Origin of the sequence: Clostridium sp. AF15-41 (genome assembly GCF_003604095.1) — a bacterium.
Classification (GTDB): Bacteria; Bacillota; Clostridia; order Lachnospirales; family Lachnospiraceae; genus Coprococcus.
The window spans coordinates 391-19,328 of record NZ_QTMQ01000012.1; the positions used below are offsets into that span (position 1 = coordinate 391).

14 protein-coding genes and 1 pseudogene are annotated in these 18,938 nt (G+C 39.8%); 5 read left to right on the top strand and 10 right to left on the bottom strand.

Annotated elements, in window-relative coordinates:
- Window positions 1-233 (top strand): annotated as a pseudogene (locus DWW43_RS12200) (hypothetical protein); the annotation flags it as partial.
- Window positions 234-323: 90 nt separating this feature from the next.
- On the opposite strand, the gene DWW43_RS09160 reads toward DWW43_RS12200, so the two are convergent.
- From DWW43_RS09160 to DWW43_RS09180, 5 genes are all read right to left on the bottom strand, one after another.
- Window positions 324-2,027, bottom strand: a complete 1,704-nt coding sequence (locus DWW43_RS09160) for an AAA family ATPase (RefSeq protein ID WP_119963370.1) — start codon at window positions 2,025-2,027, stop codon at window positions 324-326.
- A 2-nt stretch (window positions 2,028-2,029) separates the two neighbouring features.
- Window positions 2,030-3,082, bottom strand: coding sequence for a DNA repair exonuclease (locus tag DWW43_RS09165; protein WP_243104449.1), 1,053 nt, complete (start codon window positions 3,080-3,082; stop codon window positions 2,030-2,032).
- A gap of 1,025 nt (window positions 3,083-4,107) precedes the next feature.
- Window positions 4,108-5,508 (bottom strand): DUF6034 family protein, encoded by a 1,401-nt coding sequence (locus tag DWW43_RS09170; protein WP_119963372.1) that lies wholly within the window; start codon window positions 5,506-5,508, stop codon window positions 4,108-4,110.
- 208 nt (window positions 5,509-5,716) lie between these two features.
- Window positions 5,717-5,986 carry a sporulation transcriptional regulator SpoIIID gene (gene spoIIID / locus DWW43_RS09175; RefSeq protein ID WP_021944681.1) on the bottom strand — a complete coding sequence of 90 codons (270 nt, stop codon included), beginning with the start codon at window positions 5,984-5,986 and terminating at the stop codon, window positions 5,717-5,719.
- An 88-nt stretch (window positions 5,987-6,074) separates the two neighbouring features.
- Window positions 6,075-7,433, bottom strand: a complete 1,359-nt coding sequence (locus DWW43_RS09180) for an AAA family ATPase (protein ID WP_119963373.1) — start codon at window positions 7,431-7,433, stop codon at window positions 6,075-6,077.
- A gap of 297 nt (window positions 7,434-7,730) precedes the next feature.
- Between DWW43_RS09180 and DWW43_RS09185 the strand changes: the two genes are divergently transcribed.
- Window positions 7,731-8,522, top strand: a complete 792-nt coding sequence (locus tag DWW43_RS09185) for an arginase family protein (RefSeq protein ID WP_243104451.1) — start codon at window positions 7,731-7,733, stop codon at window positions 8,520-8,522.
- Here the strand turns inward: DWW43_RS09185 and DWW43_RS09190 are convergent.
- The gene (locus tag DWW43_RS09190) at window positions 8,488-9,861 is read right to left on the bottom strand and encodes a YARHG domain-containing protein (RefSeq protein WP_165853054.1); all 1,374 of its coding nucleotides are present in this window, start codon (window positions 9,859-9,861) and stop codon (window positions 8,488-8,490) included. The genes DWW43_RS09185 and DWW43_RS09190 overlap by 35 nt on opposite strands.
- A gap of 157 nt (window positions 9,862-10,018) precedes the next feature.
- Window positions 10,019-11,359: an MATE family efflux transporter gene (locus DWW43_RS09195; protein ID WP_119963375.1), complete on the bottom strand. Its 1,341-nt coding sequence runs from the start codon at window positions 11,357-11,359 to the stop codon at window positions 10,019-10,021.
- A gap of 110 nt (window positions 11,360-11,469) precedes the next feature.
- Here DWW43_RS09195 and DWW43_RS09200 point away from each other — a divergent pair, with 110 nt between their 5' ends.
- Window positions 11,470-12,291 (top strand): MerR family transcriptional regulator, encoded by an 822-nt coding sequence (locus tag DWW43_RS09200; protein WP_008402504.1) that lies wholly within the window; start codon window positions 11,470-11,472, stop codon window positions 12,289-12,291.
- A gap of 25 nt (window positions 12,292-12,316) precedes the next feature.
- Here the strand turns inward: DWW43_RS09200 and DWW43_RS09205 are convergent, their stop codons facing one another.
- Window positions 12,317-12,817 carry a lanthionine synthetase LanC family protein gene (locus DWW43_RS09205; protein ID WP_165853055.1) on the bottom strand — a complete coding sequence of 167 codons (501 nt, stop codon included), beginning with the start codon at window positions 12,815-12,817 and terminating at the stop codon, window positions 12,317-12,319.
- Window positions 12,818-13,266: 449 nt separating this feature from the next.
- Between DWW43_RS09205 and DWW43_RS09210 the strand changes: the two genes are divergently transcribed.
- Window positions 13,267-14,952, top strand: coding sequence for an ABC transporter ATP-binding protein (locus DWW43_RS09210; RefSeq protein WP_119963377.1), 1,686 nt, complete (start codon window positions 13,267-13,269; stop codon window positions 14,950-14,952).
- Window positions 14,953-15,251: 299 nt separating this feature from the next.
- On the opposite strand, the gene DWW43_RS09215 is transcribed toward DWW43_RS09210, so the two are convergent.
- On the bottom strand, window positions 15,252-15,491 hold the full coding sequence (locus tag DWW43_RS09215; RefSeq protein ID WP_119963378.1) for a hypothetical protein: 240 nt from the start codon (window positions 15,489-15,491) through the stop codon (window positions 15,252-15,254).
- 1,117 nt (window positions 15,492-16,608) lie between these two features.
- On the opposite strand from DWW43_RS09215, the gene DWW43_RS09220 reads away from it, so the two are divergent.
- Window positions 16,609-17,388, top strand: coding sequence for a YlmH/Sll1252 family protein (locus DWW43_RS09220; protein WP_119963379.1), 780 nt, complete (start codon window positions 16,609-16,611; stop codon window positions 17,386-17,388).
- Window positions 17,389-17,667: 279 nt separating this feature from the next.
- Here the strand turns inward: DWW43_RS09220 and DWW43_RS09225 are convergent, their stop codons facing one another.
- Window positions 17,668-18,798: a GHKL domain-containing protein gene (locus DWW43_RS09225; protein ID WP_207666011.1), complete on the bottom strand. Its 1,131-nt coding sequence runs from the start codon at window positions 18,796-18,798 to the stop codon at window positions 17,668-17,670.
- Between the last annotated feature and the right edge of the window lie 140 nt (window positions 18,799-18,938).

An 18,938-nucleotide genomic window follows, 5' to 3' on the forward strand; every position in this document is an offset into this window, starting at 1 on the left:
AGGAGGTTGTTACCATGTTTTCTGAAGCATTACGAAAATTGGATGAAAATACAGTCAATTACATGATCGATGAATTGAAAAAAGAACGTGATGAAGCAGTCACCGCTTTATCTGAAAAAGATGCAGTAGTATCTAAAATGAGCGCTACTCTAGCCGAAAAGAATGCTACAGTCTCTGAAATGAGTGCAGAGATTGCCTCACTAAAGGCTCAGCTTGCAGCGTTAAAGAAATAGCAGTTCTTACTCCCATAGAATATAACAAAACCCCTGCCGGTTTCCAAGTCTGTACTGGCTGGGATTTTTTACATTTATTCTATTATTCATTTACAACTCCACATAATTATATTCCATAGAAAGATCATCCAACATATCCCCAATGGCATTATTTGATGTGAATATAATAATCTGGTCAGTATCAATACGGCTCATGCAATAGAGCGCATTTTTCAGGCGATGTTCATCATAAGCTGTAAAGATATCGTCTACAATGATCGGCATACGGTCTTTGCAGAGAAGACCTGCGATGCACAGCCGGACAGCCAGATAGATCTGCTCGATCGTTCCGCTGCTTAAGAATTCGATCGGCATATAATGATCGTCGTCAAATACTGAAATGTGCATGTTTTCATCCAGCTTCACGTCATTATATTTGCCATCTGTAATGATACTAACAATCTCCGAGATATTCTCGTTTAACTGTCCGCCAAAATCATTGTAAATATCAACCGATATATCATTGATGGTCTGGATCGCCAGATCGATCGCTTTCTGTTCCTTCTCCAAGACTTCGAATCGTTTCTGAAGCTCGTCACGTTTTCCTTTTAATTCATAATAGGAATCACGTTTTGCCATGGCATCATGCTCTTTGAACTTCAATAACTCAAGTTTTGCGTCATGCGCCTCCTGAAAATTCCGGTCAATCTCGATTCTTACCGTTCTCGATTCTGTTGCACGTCCAAGCTCATAAATCATCTGGTCAAATTCCTTTTCATCCGGTACGACATCCGGTCCATCGAAGAATCCTTTTCGGAATAAACCATCAATGATCGTAACTGCGACAAATGCAATCGTGCAGATTGTAAATAACTGCTGAATCGCTTTCTGGAAATTCAAAAGATGAACAGCAAGTACAACAGCTGCAACAACCAATACACCGGTCAACATAATAATCAAAATATTATCTGTTAACTTCTTCTTTTCCTTTGGCCGATTCTTTTTCTCGTCTTCCTCATCGTCAAGAGCTTCTACATCAAGGAAGATATGGCTTCTGGTTCGATCCTCGTCCTCATCCGGAATAGCGGCATCCTTTTCATTTACAAGCTGCCTTGCTTCTCGTTTCAGGCGGGCAATCTCCATATTATATGCATCCAGCTCTTCACGACGTTCTTCCCGAATCGCTTCCAGATCACCGTCTACATCACCCAATGCATCCATTTGTTCCCCTAACTGATCGATCTCCACCGCCAGTTTTTTATTTTCAAATTTCCGTCTCTCGTTTTTCAGATAACGGATAGCTTCTGTCTTATCAATATCGGCATTTCGGGTCGTTGTCAGATTCACCACATAATTCCCGAGATCCTCTGCCAGTTCTTTGCCGGGTGCTGCACCATGCTCTCCGATACAGAGAGTATTTGTATAGGTGCTCTTATCCACATCAAACAAGATGCCCTTATAAGAATTCTGATTCTTAAGCTGGACTTCCTTTCCGGTATCAATCTCCGTCAGCGTCGCATTCTTACTGGTGCGAAGAAAGTTCCGCTCCAGAAGATAGCTTTTTTCATCTGTTACCGCATATGCTTTTCCGGAATACCCACCGCCATTTACCGGCTTGCGAAGTTCATAATTATCAAGCCGCGCACCGATACCTCTGGTCTTATCAATTCCATACAACATACCAACGATAAATTCTTTTACAGTCGTCTTTCCGGATTCATTTGCGCCATAGATCAGATTCAAACCTTTTTTAAGCCGAATTTCTTTATTATTAAATTTTCCAAATTCCTTTAATAACAGCTTATTTATATACATGTTTACTTATCTCCAGTTGCAAGTATTGCTTCTACTCCGTATTTCAGGGCACGTTTGCTGATCTCGTCATCTGCTTCCGCAAATCGATCAATAAACTGTCCGAGAAGGTTATCTTCATTATCCAGATACAATTTATCCAGATCATACTCGCACAATGTATTGTCTACAATCTCATAGATCCTGTAATTCCGCATCAGACCGGAAAAATCCAGCTTCAATCCATTTGCCATGTGACCCGACAGGATGATTCGATAAATGTTCTGAGTACCCATACTCTCCATCTGCTTTGCAAGAACATCCAGAATCTTTGCTCCGCTGTATTCCGGTTTCACGGCAAATCCAAGATTAATATAACTCCGACAGTTAAATGGCTCCCAGCGGATCTTCGTCGCGCCATCCTTGATCTGTCCGTAAATGAAACCATGTCGACCGGTTTCCGTCCGATCAAGAGGCTCCAGCGAACCAGGATATGCCATTTTGTTCTTCACGATATGCTTCGGCTTGTGGATATGTCCGAGTGCACAGTAGTCAAATCCTGCTTCTGCCATCCGTCTGAAATTGATCGGTATGTGCTTCTCGTCTCCGCCATGCGCCAGCAGAATATTAATCGCATCCTTCATCTGCGGCATGATATCTGCATAGACATCCTCTGTGTATTCTACCTGTCCAAAACTGAATCCGGTCACACAGACATTGATATCATCCAGATATGCATTACTAAAAGTATCTGCCGGCATCAACACTGTATTTGATGTAAATTCATAACTCTCCGCCGGTGAACCTTTTCCGATATAATCATGATTTCCTGCAATCATAACGGTTCTTGTATTTGTAAGCTTTGACAGCTTGTAGTCCAGACTTTTCAACTCCTGCAGAGATGGCGGTGCATGGAACAGATCACCGGCGATCAGCAGCAATTCTACTTTTCTTTCTTCTGCCACAGTCAAAAGGCGGTCAAATGTTGATTCGATCTCGTCTGCCCGCTCTTTGCTCCAGCTTTTATCTTTGTCAGGAACGGCGCCCAGATGGACGTCCGCAATATGAATAAATCTCATAGGATGACCCCTTTTCTGTTTCTCAGCCAGAAAAACCTCTGGCAACTCACCCTTGATTATACCCCACCTGCCCCCTGATTGGCAATGGAATTATGGATATTCCATTATCAAGCCTGTCCTATCTCCACTACTAATTTGGTTCGATTTCTATTCGATTCGCACGCCTATTTGCCAGCAGTCGCCCAAACTCGTCCTACGGACTCAGACAAGGGCTTGATGCTGGCAGCTAGTGCAAATCTCATTACGAAATCTACACCAACGTTTGTAATGGAGATAGAGCAGGCTTGACAATGAAATATTCCTCGCCTTCCAGCCTATACCCAATCCGTTCATGCTCCTGTGCTAACTCGTCCTCTAGGCTCAAACAAGCACCCACATTCACTGGCAGTATGTCCCTCTCTACGAAATGCTCGCTATGTTGTTACAGGACAGACTACGATACACGATGGACATTCAACTTTCCCATAATACAAAATTGCCTGATTGCCGGTTGACTATATGATATTCCATTAACTCGACTTGATTTTTATTCGGTTCGCACGCTGATTTGCCAGCAGCCGCCCTAACTCACCCTCACGGGTTCAAACAAGGGCTTAGTACTGGCAGCTAGTGCAAACCTCATTACAAAATCTCGCCGAATGTTAACGGAACACCATATACCCAACCGGCAATCAGGCACCTTTTATCAACTGTGTTTAGCGACTGCTGTATATCAATGGTCTATTCTGCAGCAACATAGCGAGCATTTCGTCAGGAGGTGTATATTGTCAGCGAATGCGGGTGCTGGTTTAGCAGACATTAAAAATTGGCCGAAAATATGCCCGGTAGTTGGTATTACAATAACATTGTGAGGATTTCGCAATGAGGTTCGCACTAACTGCCAGCACCAAGCCCTTGTCTGAGTCCGTAAGGACGAGTTAGGGCGACTGCTGGCAAATAAGTGTGCGAACCGAATAGAAACCGGAACACGTTAATGTAACACCAACTACCGGGCATTGATCGAGCAATTTTTAATTTTCAGAAAGTCAGTCGGTTGCACCGGAAATGCCACCAACTGCTTCGGCGAGCTTCATCAGGTCGATGGCAGAGCCATCTCTGGCATCCAGAATTACGGCCTGCTCCGGAAGTTCGTGATCTGCAGGGTCTTCGTATTCCGCAAGAATCCAAGCCGGAACATATTCAAATCCGCTTCCATCTTCCTTCTGTTTCAGATAGTAAGACAACGTAATATCGTTAAATGCAATCTGCTTATATGCTGTCGGATATTTGGTATAATACGCTGCTATCGACTCATTTGCTTTCTTAAGCATCTCATCAAAGGATAACAACTCCACCGCCTGCGCACTACCATCGGCTTCCAGATAACTGTTCCATAGAGCATCGATCACACCATTTGCATCTACCTGAATCGTATATTTCTCGATCGGAACATTCACAAATCCATTTGCCTGACGAAGATTATCAGCAGTCCAGACTGCTACATCCGACACTGGCTGATCCATAACCGATCTTATGTATTCAAATGAATATCCATCTACAACCGTCGGCAGATTCTGGTCAGACGAACCATCGTTCCGATACAGCCAGCACAGATCCGATTCACTCTGTAAAATCACATCCGATCCGCCAATCTTTGACAGAAATTCTTCAGCAATCTGCCTTGCCTCATCTACCGACAGTGAACATTCATTAATATCCGATTCCAACTCTCCATATTCATCACCCAAGCCGGTATTGTATTCTTCCAGGCTGGATGTGAATACACCGGTCGCACCTTCCATCGGACGATACTGCAGAAGATCTTCCTTTATCCGAAAAAGAGTATCATTTTCCCCTTCCTGAGGAAAACTTATTCTGTATTCCAGATCACCAACTGTCCCCATATATTCATCTGCGGAATAATCTCCCGCATTTTCTCTCTGCTTTGATGTCGTTTGCAGCAAACGGTTCATACGGTCAATATCCGAATCATAATTCGTTGCATTTGACGGATCTGCCTTTTTCTGCTGCTCGTACAGATCGATATATTCCTGAATATCCTCCTTTGACAGCTTGTCCATATTCTCCATATCATAATAGACATAGACACCCTTATCTGTGTCAAATAACTTTTCTACCAGATTTTTTCGATATTCCGGATCGATCTCTTTCATCTTTACCGGAGCTACATACATTGCACCGGTATTCGGCACAGTAATATCTGAATCTGTCAACCGGATCTCTTTAAGCCCGGTCGATCCTGCGTCAAATGTGGTATCACACGATTCCGGAATACTATATTTACTCTGAACGCTTCCGCCATCTCCATTACCTACATCCACATTATAATCGGTATCTTTTTTTCCACACGCGGACAAAGCTGCAATACATGCAAATGCCGCTGCCATTACCACAAACTTTTTCTTTCTCCATAACTTCTGTCTCATTGTAATCGCCTCCGTTAACTATCTTTTACCCCTTATTCTCGTACATTCTCCTCGTTATATCTATTTTTCATTTTAACCAATCTCATCTGATAACACAAGTAAACTAAAAAAGAGAAGCAATCTTTTTCAAATTGCCTCTCTGCGTCATCATGTCATCTTCTGACTCCATATCTTTTCGCCTTATACCGATCTATGCAAATATTTTTATTCATTGCACCTCTTGTTCTTCCCGTTCATGCAGATATTTCTCTTTCGTTGCCATTCCTCCCCTGATGTGCCGCTCTGCTTTATTCACATCCAAAACGACCCGGATCCTTGCCGCCAGAAATGGATTGATCTTCACCAGCCGTTCCGTCACATCTTTATGTACCGTACTTTTACTTACTCCGAATTTCTTTGCTGTCTGCCGGACAGTCGCTCCGCTTTCCACGATATATTGTCCAATTTCTTCTGCTCTTTCCTCAATATAATCTCTCAAAAAAATTCCCCTGCAAATCTCATTTTTACAATGTATGCAGAGGAATTTTTGTGTATGTCTATCTGATGGAATGAACATAGAATTATTTTTATTCTATTAATGCGCTTAGATCAAGCTTATATAGCATATCTCCCAGTTTTTTTTCCTTATTCAAAAATGTTACCATATAAATAGGATAATATATAATATTGTCTTTTTTATTTACATTACCATTACAGAAAACAAACGCCTCATGAATATTATATCTAGGATTTTTCATGCAATTATTAAGAGCCGCATGTCTTTCATAATCTTTTCCTGATTTTATCTCAATAGGCAATACGCAATCTTCATATTCGATAATAAAATCTAATTCTCCAGATCGATTATCGTTATAATAAAACAAATTAAATCCATGACATTTTAACTCCTGTGCAACAACATTTTCATATATTGCACCATAATTTATATTGAGCTCATTCATCAACATTTTCTTTTGAATTCCATTTGCATACATGGCTGTAAGAAGTCCTACATCTGCAAGAAACAACTTAAATAAATTAGTCGATTTGGATATAAGCAACGGTAACATGGGTTCCGATATACAAAATACCGGAAGCGCAACCCCTGCATCCTTCAGCCATATAAAACTATTCTCATATCTGGAAAGCTTAAAATTTTCATTAAGATTTTTCATAATAAATCGTTTATTCTTATTGTTCAATTCACTTGGAATCAGATCAAATATGTCTTCCAAATATAACTTGCTTTCCGGATCATACTTAGCAATATCTTTTTTATATTGCATTATAATCTGGCTTTGCAAATCAATAACATTCTGAAGATTATTTGTATCAATATATTGCTTAACCACCTCTGGCATTCCGCCAACGATCAAATATAAGCGAAATAATTCCAACATTTTTTCATGTACAACTTCATCTACGACTTTTTTGTTTATAAAGCAATCCTTTAATGAGTCCAATATCCGTTGGCTCACATTGTTTGCCATACAGAACTCTTCAAAATCCATAGGATACATTTCTATAACCTGCAAATATCCGACAGGAATTGATCGAATATCCTTTAATTCAACACCAAGAAGGGAACCACTTAATACATATTTATAATTTCCTTCTTCAACCAAAAATTTTATCGCCGTAACTATCTCCTTACACTCCTGTACCTCATCCAAAAAAATAATCGTTTCACCTTTTATTAATTCACCTTCTGTAAATGCCGATAATCTGAGCAAAAAATCGCGTGTATTTTTAAAATCCGAAAATAATTTTTTTGCCTCTTTATTCTCAATAAAATTGATTTCAACAAAAGAAGCTGTGGTTTCCTTTATACATTCTCTAATTATATATGTTTTACCGATCTGTCTGGCTCCAGTAACAAGCAAAGCCTTCTTTTTTGCATCCTGATTCAAAAAATTCAAAATATCATTTTTTATTTTTCTTCTCATTCTACACCTTCTTTCATATTTTCATATATATTATGCCATATCTTCGTCCGTTTATACAAGTTTATTTTTGCATTTTTGTCCGTTTATACAAGGTTATTTTTATATTTTTGTCCGTTTATACAAGGTTTGTACATTATTTATGAACCATGATATAATGAACGCAAAATTATTTGCTCGCAAGGATGCTGATTTTGCGGAATGCATAGAATGTGCGAAGCACATGATATAATGATGAAAAATCGCTTGCTTGCAAGGGTGCTGATTTTGCGGAATGCATTGAAGAAAGAAGTTTTGATAATGAACAACAAACCAAACAACTACATTCTGGATTTTACACATGTATACTGTGATGAAGATATGAAGAACAACTCGCAGTTTCACTGGATCGACTGCTCTGACATCAATGGCTGTGATCTGTATTGTTCAGATGAAGCTGCTGCCGAGATTCAAAAACGGATCATGCCGTATGGCACTAAAGGTATTCATTTTATTGATTCCGGAAATTTTCATTATATAACAAAGATAACCACCGACCAGATCAAACAACCATTCTCGCTCGTAGTATTCGACCACCATACAGATATGCAGCAGCCACTCGTTAACGAAATGATGAGCTGTGGTGATTGGGCGGGTCTTGTTCTGGATCAGAATCCGAATCTGAAGCAGTTAATTCTGATCGGACCGGATGCAACCGATATTTCTCAGATTGATGTGATACGCAAAGATCGCCTTCTGACTTTTTCCGCTGAAGAATTAAAAAATGGAACTGCCCAAAGGAAATCAACTGACATCCTTTCAGGTGTTCCATTTTATATTTCTATTGATAAAGATGTCCTCTCCACCCGTTTCACGGAAACCAACTGGAATCAGGGCGACATGACGCTCGACATGTTGGAACATCTGCTTGGCATTATCTTAAGCCGTGAAACCATATGCGGCATCGACATCTGCGGTGAATGTCAGCAGGATCTGCCACTACCGGAATATATGAAAGCCGAAGAAAAGAACGAACGGATAAATCATGAATTGGCGGACTTCATCCGATCACATATTTCTACTTATATCCCATCCGCTTCTCATAGTCGATGATATAGTCTCTATTTGCAAGCTCATATTTATTAAATAAAGCGGTATCGTCAAAATCATCCGGATCGATCGTTCCATTGTACCAGCTCTTGGAATTGAAATATGCCCGGTAATCCGGATCATTAAACTTTCTTCCGTGACGAGCATATATTTCATTGAGCGCAAGACGGCATTCATCTGCTGTCAGACCATCCAGATCACTGTCCGATATGTATTCCGAATCACTGTTTGGCAGAATATAGTCATCTGAAGTCTGAATTTCATTTGCACTGTAATCTACATTTGCATTTGAATCATATTCTGCACTTTCTCCGCTGAATGTGCAGGAATCTTCAAGCTCCTGTACCTCTACCATATGATAATAGTAATTGGCACCTGCGATAGAATAAATCTTCGCTGAGACACATAATACGCCATCTTTATTGATATAAGGTACTGCATCCTTGATATTTGAATCTGCGATTGTCTGATTATAAGTCTCATTCAACGCCTCATCTGATTTATTATCTTCGCCATATAATGACCAGAAATACTGATCCAACGCATTTCTTACCGCGCTTTCATATGCCGAGATATCCAGATTTACTGCTCCAAGCAGATCGTCCTCTGATAACATGACATCCTTTTTCAGATTGATGTTGTAGATCGTATATTCCGTCGCATCCCAGTCAAAATCAACCGATACCAGCAGAGATAATATGTCTCCATACACAGCCCATTTATAGCCGATTCCTATACAGACATTTCCATCCTCATTCATATAATTTTTTCCAAGCTTCTCGATCTGCTCATTCACATTGTCACACGCATCTCCCTCATAATTGATATGAGGTAAATGATATACTGCCGTATAGCCCTCATACTGAACCTGGGTAGAAATATTCGAATCTACAACCATATCTGCCGAATATGGCGCTTTCGTATCATCTGACTCCTCCGATACTACACTCTCTGTTGTCACTTCTGTATCCTGCCCGGTTGATACCTGCGTATCTTCCTGCTCCGTCGCTTCCGTGGTCTCTACAGTCTTATCTGCATCTCTTCTATTATCAGATAACTTGCTTTCGACTTTATAAACCACAAATCCTACAATCACTGTTAATACAGCAATCCCCACAACGATCAACAACCATTTCTGCCATCCCGATAAACCACCCGAAGATGGTTTCTGTGGCGGTTGCGGTCGTGAAGGTTGCCCCTGCATCTGTACTGAATTCGGATCATATTGATTCGTTCCCACATTCATCTGTGAAGTCCGCCCCTCTTCTTCTATCCGCATACCACAATTCGGACACACCGACCAACCATCCTGCAATTCACATCCACAATTACTACAAAACATATTTTCACCTGTCCCTTCCATATATAGTCAACCATTCAAATTCCATTTGAATTCCCCAAGTTTATTTATAACAGAATCGGAACCGCGTGTAAAGATTATGCTGAATCAACTACAATACCAACACGAATCTAAAAAGCAACTGTCTAAAAGAATTCATCTATCCCCTCAAATAATTCTTCTCCCCCTTGCCAATAAAATACACCTTATGAAACGGCATAGTCACAAGAAGCGTCACCGCTTCCGCGATCGGTACAGCCAGCCACGCTCCATAGATCTTAAGGAAATGCGGCAGGATCAGAAGACTTAACACCGTAAAGATAAATGTCCGGCTGAATGAAATGATCGCCGACACCTTACCATTTGAAAGGGCAGTGAAGAAGCCGGAGGATGTAATATTCAACCCGCTGAACAGGAAATTGACCGCAAAAATCTTGAATCCGATCTCCGCCAGTTCAAATGTTGCCGGGTCATGTGTGAATACCGTAATGATCCAGGTCGCAAGCACCTCTGCAATAACCGTCAGAATAACCGCCGATACCGCCACAAAAAGGAAAGCAATCTTATAAATACTCCGAAGTTTTTTCTTATCCTTTGCGCCATACTGGAACCCAACGATCGGACTGATCCCGATTGTAAATCCCAAATAGAATGCATTGAATAAAAATTGTCCATACAGCAGAATTGAGATAGCCGCAACTCCGGCTTCTCCTGCAAGCCGCATCAGAACAAGATTGAACAATACCGTTACAACAGAATTTGAAAGCTCTGATACCATCTCTGAAGAACCGTTATAGCAGGCATGTCCAAGCTCCCGCAAGGAAAGCTTGAATCCGGTAAACCGAAGCTCACCTTTGGAGAACATGAAAAATACAAGTCCGGCAATCGCGGGAATGCACTGACCGATTCCTGTTGCAAGTGCCGCACCTGCAACTCCCATATCACAGATCACGATCAATACGTAATCAAGAACAGCATTTACAATACCTGCACCAATCATAAGCAGCAAGCCCATCGTTGGCCGTCCCGCTGTGACCAGATACATCTGAAACAACGTTTGCAGCATACAGGCAGGAATGAATAAGCTCACCATTCCCAGATAACTTTTACAGTCTGCCAGAAGCACTTCATTGGAACCCAGCAGTCTGGATATCTCTGTCAGGAACACCTGACTGATCACCACGATCACAAGACTGACCAGAACACATACCGTGACAAACTGAGTCAGGCTCTCACATGCTCTCCTTTTATTTTCCTCTCCAAGATATTTGCTAATGATCGCATTTCCACCCGATGCCAGCATCATGGCAATGGCGATCGCCACATTTACTACGGGATATACGATATTTAACGATGATAATGCATTACTTCCGACAAAACGGGATACAAAGATACCATCCACGATGGTATACAACGACATAAATACCATCATGATGATTGACGGTGCCGCAAAACTCAGCAGCGACCATGGCGTAATGCGACGATTTAATGATTTACCCATTTTAACAAGTCCTCTCCGTTTTATAACACTTTTCTAATTGACAAAGCCAAGCATATACTATAGGGTAACCCTATAGTCAAGTGTAATTTTGAAAATGAAAGGAAATTCAAATGAATAAAAAGATATATATGACGACCGGCGAGTTCGCCAGGATCATGCGGATAACAAAAGAAACCCTGTTTCATTATGATGAGATCGGTTTATTTCAGCCGGAGCTCACCCAGCCAAATGGTTACCGCTATTATTCGATCTATCAGACTGAGATTCTTGACACCATCCTTCTATTAAAAGACCTAGGTATGCCGTTAAAAGAGATCAAACAGCAGCTTGCCAACCGTGATCCGGCAAAGATGCTCCATATATTAGAAGAACGTGAACATCAGATCAATACGGAGATTGCCAAATTACGCTCCATGGAAAAATGGATCTCGCAGCAAAAGAGCAAGATCCATTTCGCTATGCAGATTGATCCGACAGCCATCTTTATTGCTGACTTCCCGGAACGCTACTATCTCTATGCAGAAGCACCGACCGCTACAGATGCTGAACTGTATCGAAAAACCGATGACCTGATCAATCTTCTGCTAACAGTCGGTTCTACTTTTAAAAATGATTATGATATGGCATATTTCCAGCATGCTTCCCATATCGAATCAGATAAGTACGCTGTCTATGATAATGTCGCCCTGCTGTTAGATAACAAGCCTTACGGGCTTCCTGTCCATACCTTGCCTGCAGGAAAATATCTCACCGCCTACCACACTGGTCACTGGGATACGATCGGCGATACTTACGACCGCCTGATGACCTTTAAACATGAGCACAACATCCATACTTCCTCTGAATATCTGGAGCACAATGTTATAGACAGCTTCACTGCCGAAGACCCGCAAGACTACATTACCGAGATCACTGTAGCCATAGAAGCATGATCCACATTTTTATATAAGGTTCCGCTTAAAACTTCTCAAAGAAATGATATTCGTACAGGTTAGTCAGCTTCTTACCTGTCAGCGCCGCATAGGTACGGAGCATATAATCATAGAACTCTTTCTCCCCGGTATATTCATACATGGCAGCAAAATGCTCCAGAATACCTGCTGTTCCACAGCACTGGCACTGGCAGTTCCAGAAGCCCCAGGAATGTTTCTCCGGCGCACCGGCACGGACGATACCACGCGATAATTCGATCGTCCAGTTCCGGTAGATCTCCTCTCCGGTAATCTCATATAATTCACGAAATGCCAGCGTACTTCCAACCGGGCCATGACATGTACTGAGATAATATTTGTCATACGTCGGACCTGTTACCGGATGATCCTGATATGGAATCAATCGTCCGGTCTCATCTCCTACTGCGATGTTCATTGCGTATGTAAGGCCTTCCTTTGCCAGCTCCAGATATTCCTCTTTCTTTGTATCCTGATATAAGGCTGCGAACATCCTCCCGGTATCCATCCTGTCCTTCCGGCAGAGCTTGCCAGATCCTGCCATACTCCGTCTTAATTGCCAGCGTATCGATCCATTCCGCCGTATCAATCGCCGCTTTTAAATAATCTTCTGCTGTATTCTTCAACTATACTATTAAGTGTCCTTTTCATTACATTTTGTATCGTGTTATATCGTTCTCCCCTTATTTACGAACTCTCATAAGGGAAAATAAGGGAAAGAAAATCTGGTAACAAATTATAGAAATGGCGCTAGAATATTGGAACTTGATATGATAAGATTAACGGAAATACTTTATTTGAAAGAGGTGAGAACGATATGAAATATATCCGAGATAATTACTCAGTACAGTTGATGTAAACTGTTGGCAGATTGTGCTGAGGTGAAAATAAACTTGCTAGCAGTCGTTAACTGTACTGTCCAAATGATTGAACTACAATATATAAAGGAGTACAGTTATGCGCTATATAAAAGAAATTCTAAAGAATAACAGAATATGGGTATTAGCTTACATTGGACTAGGTATATTTAATGCATTTATGGCTAATTACAAGACGGACTATTTTCAGAAGGTTATTGACGGATTGGCGACTGGAACACTTACATTTGCAGGAGTTATAACCTACGGTCTTATTTTGCTGGTAAATTATTGTATGAACTATCTGGATAATTATCCAGAAAAGAAATTGGAGTATGGTATTTATCTGGATTTTAAGCTTTTGTCGCTTAGAAAAATAAGTACAATCGATTATACGGAATATCAGAAAATAGGTACTGGAAAACTTGTTCAAAGGATCGAGAATGGCTCATCCGCAGGCAGAAATGTAGTATTCAATTTCTGGTTACGTTTGATTCGTGATTTACTTCCTACCATTGTTTTTAGTGTATATTTTATTTGGAAGATTGATAAAATAATTACTTACATTTTGTTTGTAGGCTATATGCTTATTTTTATAATAACCAATATTCTACTAAAGTTTCTATACAAAATAAAAGAAAAGATTTTGAATAGTGAGGAGCTATTCAATCATTTTCTGGTCAGGGGCTTTATGGAAATGTTGGTATTCCGTATGAGCAAACAGTTTCCGAGTGAAATAAAGAAAACTCGTAGTGCCAAAGAGAATATTGTATCATCAAAAGTAAAAATGAATATGATTCATGAAGCATTTTTTACAATATTTGCGCTACTTGTGGCAATGTTAGATATTGGTATTTTATTTTACGCATGGAAAACAAAAAATCTTACAGTGGGTTCTATAGTTGCACTCATTGCGCTGATTGAAAATGCTTACACGCCGATCGCTATTTTTAATGTACTTTATGTTCAATATAAATTGGACAAGGCGTCCTATAAGAGATTTGAAGAATTTTTAGATTTAAAAGATGATAATCAATTAAGAAATGGTAACGCAATTAATACGGACATTGGTGAAATAGCAATAAAAAACTTATCGTTCCAATATGAAGAACGGAAAATTATTGATGATTTGAGTCTATTCATAAAAAGGGGACAAAAAATAGCTTTTGTAGGAGAAAGTGGCTCTGGAAAATCCACTGTGATTAAGATATTACTGGGATTACTAAAATACAATCAGGGAGAAATCTGCTTAGGTGATATGAAGTTAAGTGGAATTTGCCTTAATAATTTGTATGACAAAGTTAGCTATATATCGCAGGATGTTCCCGTTTTTGATGGAACAATAAAAGAAAATCTGGTATTTGAAAAGAACGTGTCAGAAGAACAAATGCTGGACGCATTGAGTGAAGTGCAACTATCTCATTTGGTTGAGAATCTTGCGGAAGGCTTAAATACTGAAATTGGTGAGAAAGGTACCTGCTTATCAGGTGGAGAAAAACAAAGACTTGCTTTCGCCCGCTTGTGGTTTGAAAACCCTGAACTTGTCATTTTGGATGAAGCAACATCTGCAATGGATAATTTAACAGAAGAGATTGTAATGAAATCGGTTATGCAAAAAATGAAAGATAAAACGGTCATTGCGATTGCACATAGATTAAATTCCATTGCCGGTTTTGACAGAATTATTCTCTTTAAAGAAGGGAAGATTGTCGGACAAGGGACTTTTGAAGAACTATTACATACAGATTCTTATTTTAAGGAATTGTATAATGCGAATGTGCAATAATAGTATTTGTTACATTTGAATTTGTAAAAAATTTAAAGTGGCTGGCGCTCTTGCATTTTAGTGTTCGAACGACAGCCACCCAACAAAAATTCACACTATTTTAAGCGAATAGTTTTTGCTTTTGTAGATATTTGAATTGCCTTTGTACTCATATTTTTCACAGATGCATTATCTAGTTGATCATCCCCTGTAATGAATATCAGTGAGATTTCCGTAATAAAATACAGCTTGCCAGCATATGTGGGCGCATGTTTGAGCCGAAGGCGAGTTTGCGCAGGAGCATATGCGAGTCAGGCAAACTACCGCTCATCCTCCAGCATCTCCCTGTCCTTCTCCATCTCCTGCACAACCCCAAACGCCGACAGCTCATCCGCAAATTCTTCCATATAATCTTGATAATGCTCCATCAGCTCTGCCTGAACCGCATCCACGCCCTTCTGTTTACCCAAATGACGCTTCTTATCCACACCATGCTTCCGGCTTTGGCGCATCCCCGGATATACCTGATCTGCAGTCCTGTTTCTTCTATTAAATAACATATCCCATTCCTCTTTTCATACAAAAAGAAACCACCATGCATATAAGCCATTCCAGTTTCCTTTCTTTATAAAAGAGTATCGACATCCAGAGAGCGATTTATACCATTCCGTCTGCTGTATCAATTAAACATAAATAAAAACCTGGGGGAAATTGAAATTATGTATAGAAACATCATAAATAAAAATTTTTAGGGAAATTAATTATAGAAAGGGCTTGAGCCCCAGTAATTAATACTGAGGCTCATTCTTAAAGGAGAGGTCATGGAGGATTCCAAAAAGGGGGGGTTTGGGGGGGTTTGGGGGTTATGGGGTACATTACATCGTAATATAGGGATTATACGAATTCGTGCATTGGGAATCCTCCATCATATCTATTCAAATGTTAAGTAATTGTCTTTTTTTAACTTACTACACTGTAGTAACTTCTTTCAAGATGTTCGTTTTTATTTCCTGTCCATCTCTTATGGTGCTATAATAACAAATCATTTCATATTTGTAAATATTGCATAATAAATAAAGTTTTCGGGGTTTTATGGTTCTTTTTGCACAAATTTTACTAAAAATGAATTATTTATGAATATTTTGACCGATTCTGCCTGTCTTGTTTTGTTAAATTTACTACTTCTTTACTTATTCAATCAAATTCAATCACAGCACTTTCATTTTGCGTACGACGTTTTTCGACATTTAACGACCCGGCGCATCCGATTTTTTGTGAATTTATTGTGAAAAATGCCATTTTTAAAAAATTTTTGAATATATGTATCGCGTAGCGTTTTCTTTTTTATTTTAACAATATCTATCCGGCATAGAATTTCGTCAAAAAGTTTTTTATCAATCGAAAAAAGGAGCTCAAATCTGAGCTCCCCATTCTTCGAACTTTATACTATGCAAAATTAAGACGTCTGTCACAATCTTACTGACCCCGTGTTCGGAATCCTCTTCTATCGCGCCAGACGCTTTACACAATATATACGTTTCATTCTGTTTTGTCAAGAATAATTTTAAAAAGTTAAGATTCTCTCTACAAATCTCTCTTTACAAATATACCCAATAATTTTATCATTCTACATAGAATTCAAAGCACACGTCACACCGGAACAGGAGGAACAGCAGCATGAACACCGATTTCTTATTACAGGGTCATTTAAATGATCTGGCAAACAAAGCCTACCAAAAGAACATTTATACATTTACTAATTTTTTATCTGCATCCGACCTGGATATTTTTTATAGTATGCTACCGGATATTTCTCATATTCCATATGAGATTTTCGGTGGAAGAGACAGCTGCGACCGCGTAATGATACGATTCGGTTCCGAGGACACAACAGGGTATGATTTGCCCTTTCCTATCACGATTTTACAAATTACTCCATTGATGGACAAATTCTCAGATGAATTATCTCATCGTGATGTCCTTGGCTCTCTGATGAATCTTGGTATTGAACGTGAGATGACCGGAGATATCATCATGAAAGCATCATCCAGAAGCGGCATCCGAAACACAGCCTATGTCTTCTGTGTGTCTTCTATCGCTGACTATATTTCCGAGAATCTGACCCGCATTAAACATACATCCGTGCGCTGTATCCCATGTCCGGACTCAGATCTACCTGACATCACCTCTACTCTTGAAGAATGTCAATGCATCGCTGCATCCGAGCGAATCGACGCTGTGATTGCAGCTGTTACCAAGTTATCCAGAAGCCAGACCGTTATCCTGTTTCGGGAGAAAAAAGTCTTTCTCAACAACCGTGTTCTGGAAAATAACAGTTACACACTAAAACCGGACGACACTTTCTCCATCCGCGGCTACGGCAAATTCATCTATAAAGGCTGTGGCAAAGAGACACGGAAAGGACGCATCTACATCACTCTGGAAAGATATGTGTAGCCACATATATAATAAGCAGTACAGTCCGTATAACACAGCCTGTACTGCCCATTTTGACATCTTATGAATTTTTAATTTTACATCCTGTCAAATCCATTCTTATCTTCCCATATCCGGCGCCTGAATACCGGAATTACAAATGTCCGACAGCTGTTATCTGTATATGTCTCGCTACCCTCCTTTTCATCTGTTTTCTTCGACAGCCTTTCATATCTGCCGACACCCACACTATACACAAAAAAGGAGCATTTTTATCACAAATGTAATAAATGGTATGTCTCAATGTAACTTTTGGTAAGTAAGCTCCAAAATTATCATTACTATGTACTCGCAATTCGTCCTTTTTATATCCATCGTTCCATTATAATAAGCAACAATTTCCCTCATGATATGCAGTCCGATTCCATGCATTTCAGAATTTGCCACTCCATTTTTTATACCCGGAACAAACGACTCTCCACATCCGTCAGAAGATCCGGAATCTGTTGATCTGTTTTCACATTCATCCACGGTATTTTTACAATGGATCAGAAGATTTTGCCGATCATAAACCATCTTGATCCAAATCTGTCCTCCTTGTCCGGTATGACGAATCGCATTATCCAGTATATTTCCAAGCAACATATTCAGATGATAGTCACTGATTGCAAGATCTGTCGGTATTGAAGTCTCCACCGTAAGTCCGATCTGCCGCTGATCCGCTTCCGAACGCTTACAGGAAAGAATGGCATCTGTCATAACATGACCACTTATAACCTCGCGCGACGAAGTAATCTGGATCACGCGGTCATATTCCTGTTCCAGCTTTTCATATTCGCCCCGTTCCAGATAAATCCGTTCTAACATATACTGCTTCTTCAGATCATGCCGAAAACGCCTGTTTCTTTCCCAAGCTTCTCCAAGCGAATGACAATAAGCACGATACTGTTCTGCCTGTCTCTGAATATTCCAGACAAATACTGTCGAACTTCTCTCATTTCTTGTTCTCATATAGAGATCCTGCGCCATCAAATTAATACTGTAGACAGCCATGGTCATCCAGACTATCCGACACCTTGTATTATCCATAAAAAAAGCGCCTATAACCACCATGGACATACATGGGATCAACACAGCCTCCAGCCAATCAGAAAAATACAGATGATGATCCAGACGATCTGCTTCTATAAATAATTTTTTTGTTTCAATTTTTTGAAATCTGTTATTATATCGATTAAGTAAGAATTTGTAGATTAGAATATAGATCTTTATAAACAGACACACCAGCAAATTTGAAAGAATAATGCGATACATCTCTATCGGGACAGCCGGTCTTCCCTTCATCTTTTCAAGCCATCCATGTTCTGCAAATACAACATGGATGAATATCTTTGCAATAACCTGCATTAATACAAGATAAACCGAGGTCAATAAAGCTTTTTTCTCTGCACTATCAAAAAGTAATTTAAAAAATAAAAAGTACAAAAAAAACAAACTTACAAATACCAGATTTTTATATATTGATATCATATGGGAAATAACGCAGTAGACACACAACCATATCATTTCCA

Excerpts from the sequence above, each read along its gene's own strand:
- DWW43_RS09195 (WP_119963375.1), bottom strand. The coding sequence starts at position 11,359 with ATGGGTAAATCATTAAATCGTCGCATTACGCCATGGTCGCTGCTGAGT.
- DWW43_RS09185 (WP_243104451.1), top strand. The coding sequence starts at position 7,731 with ATGAACAACAAACCAAACAACTACATTCTGGATTTTACACATGTATAC.
- DWW43_RS09205 (WP_165853055.1), bottom strand. The coding sequence starts at position 12,817 with ATGGATACCGGGAGGATGTTCGCAGCCTTATATCAGGATACAAAGAAA.
- DWW43_RS09220 (WP_119963379.1), top strand. The coding sequence starts at position 16,609 with ATGAACACCGATTTCTTATTACAGGGTCATTTAAATGATCTGGCAAAC.
- DWW43_RS09160 (WP_119963370.1), bottom strand. The coding sequence starts at position 2,027 with ATGTATATAAATAAGCTGTTATTAAAGGAATTTGGAAAATTTAATAAT.
- DWW43_RS09210 (WP_119963377.1), top strand. The coding sequence starts at position 13,267 with ATGCGCTATATAAAAGAAATTCTAAAGAATAACAGAATATGGGTATTA.
- DWW43_RS09180 (WP_119963373.1), bottom strand. The coding sequence starts at position 7,433 with ATGAGAAGAAAAATAAAAAATGATATTTTGAATTTTTTGAATCAGGAT.
- DWW43_RS09190 (WP_165853054.1), bottom strand. The coding sequence starts at position 9,861 with ATGTTTTGTAGTAATTGTGGATGTGAATTGCAGGATGGTTGGTCGGTG.
- DWW43_RS09215 (WP_119963378.1), bottom strand. The coding sequence starts at position 15,491 with ATGTTATTTAATAGAAGAAACAGGACTGCAGATCAGGTATATCCGGGG.
- DWW43_RS09170 (WP_119963372.1), bottom strand. The coding sequence starts at position 5,508 with ATGAGACAGAAGTTATGGAGAAAGAAAAAGTTTGTGGTAATGGCAGCG.
- DWW43_RS09165 (WP_243104449.1), bottom strand. The coding sequence starts at position 3,082 with ATGAGATTTATTCATATTGCGGACGTCCATCTGGGCGCCGTTCCTGAC.
- DWW43_RS09200 (WP_008402504.1), top strand. The coding sequence starts at position 11,470 with ATGAATAAAAAGATATATATGACGACCGGCGAGTTCGCCAGGATCATG.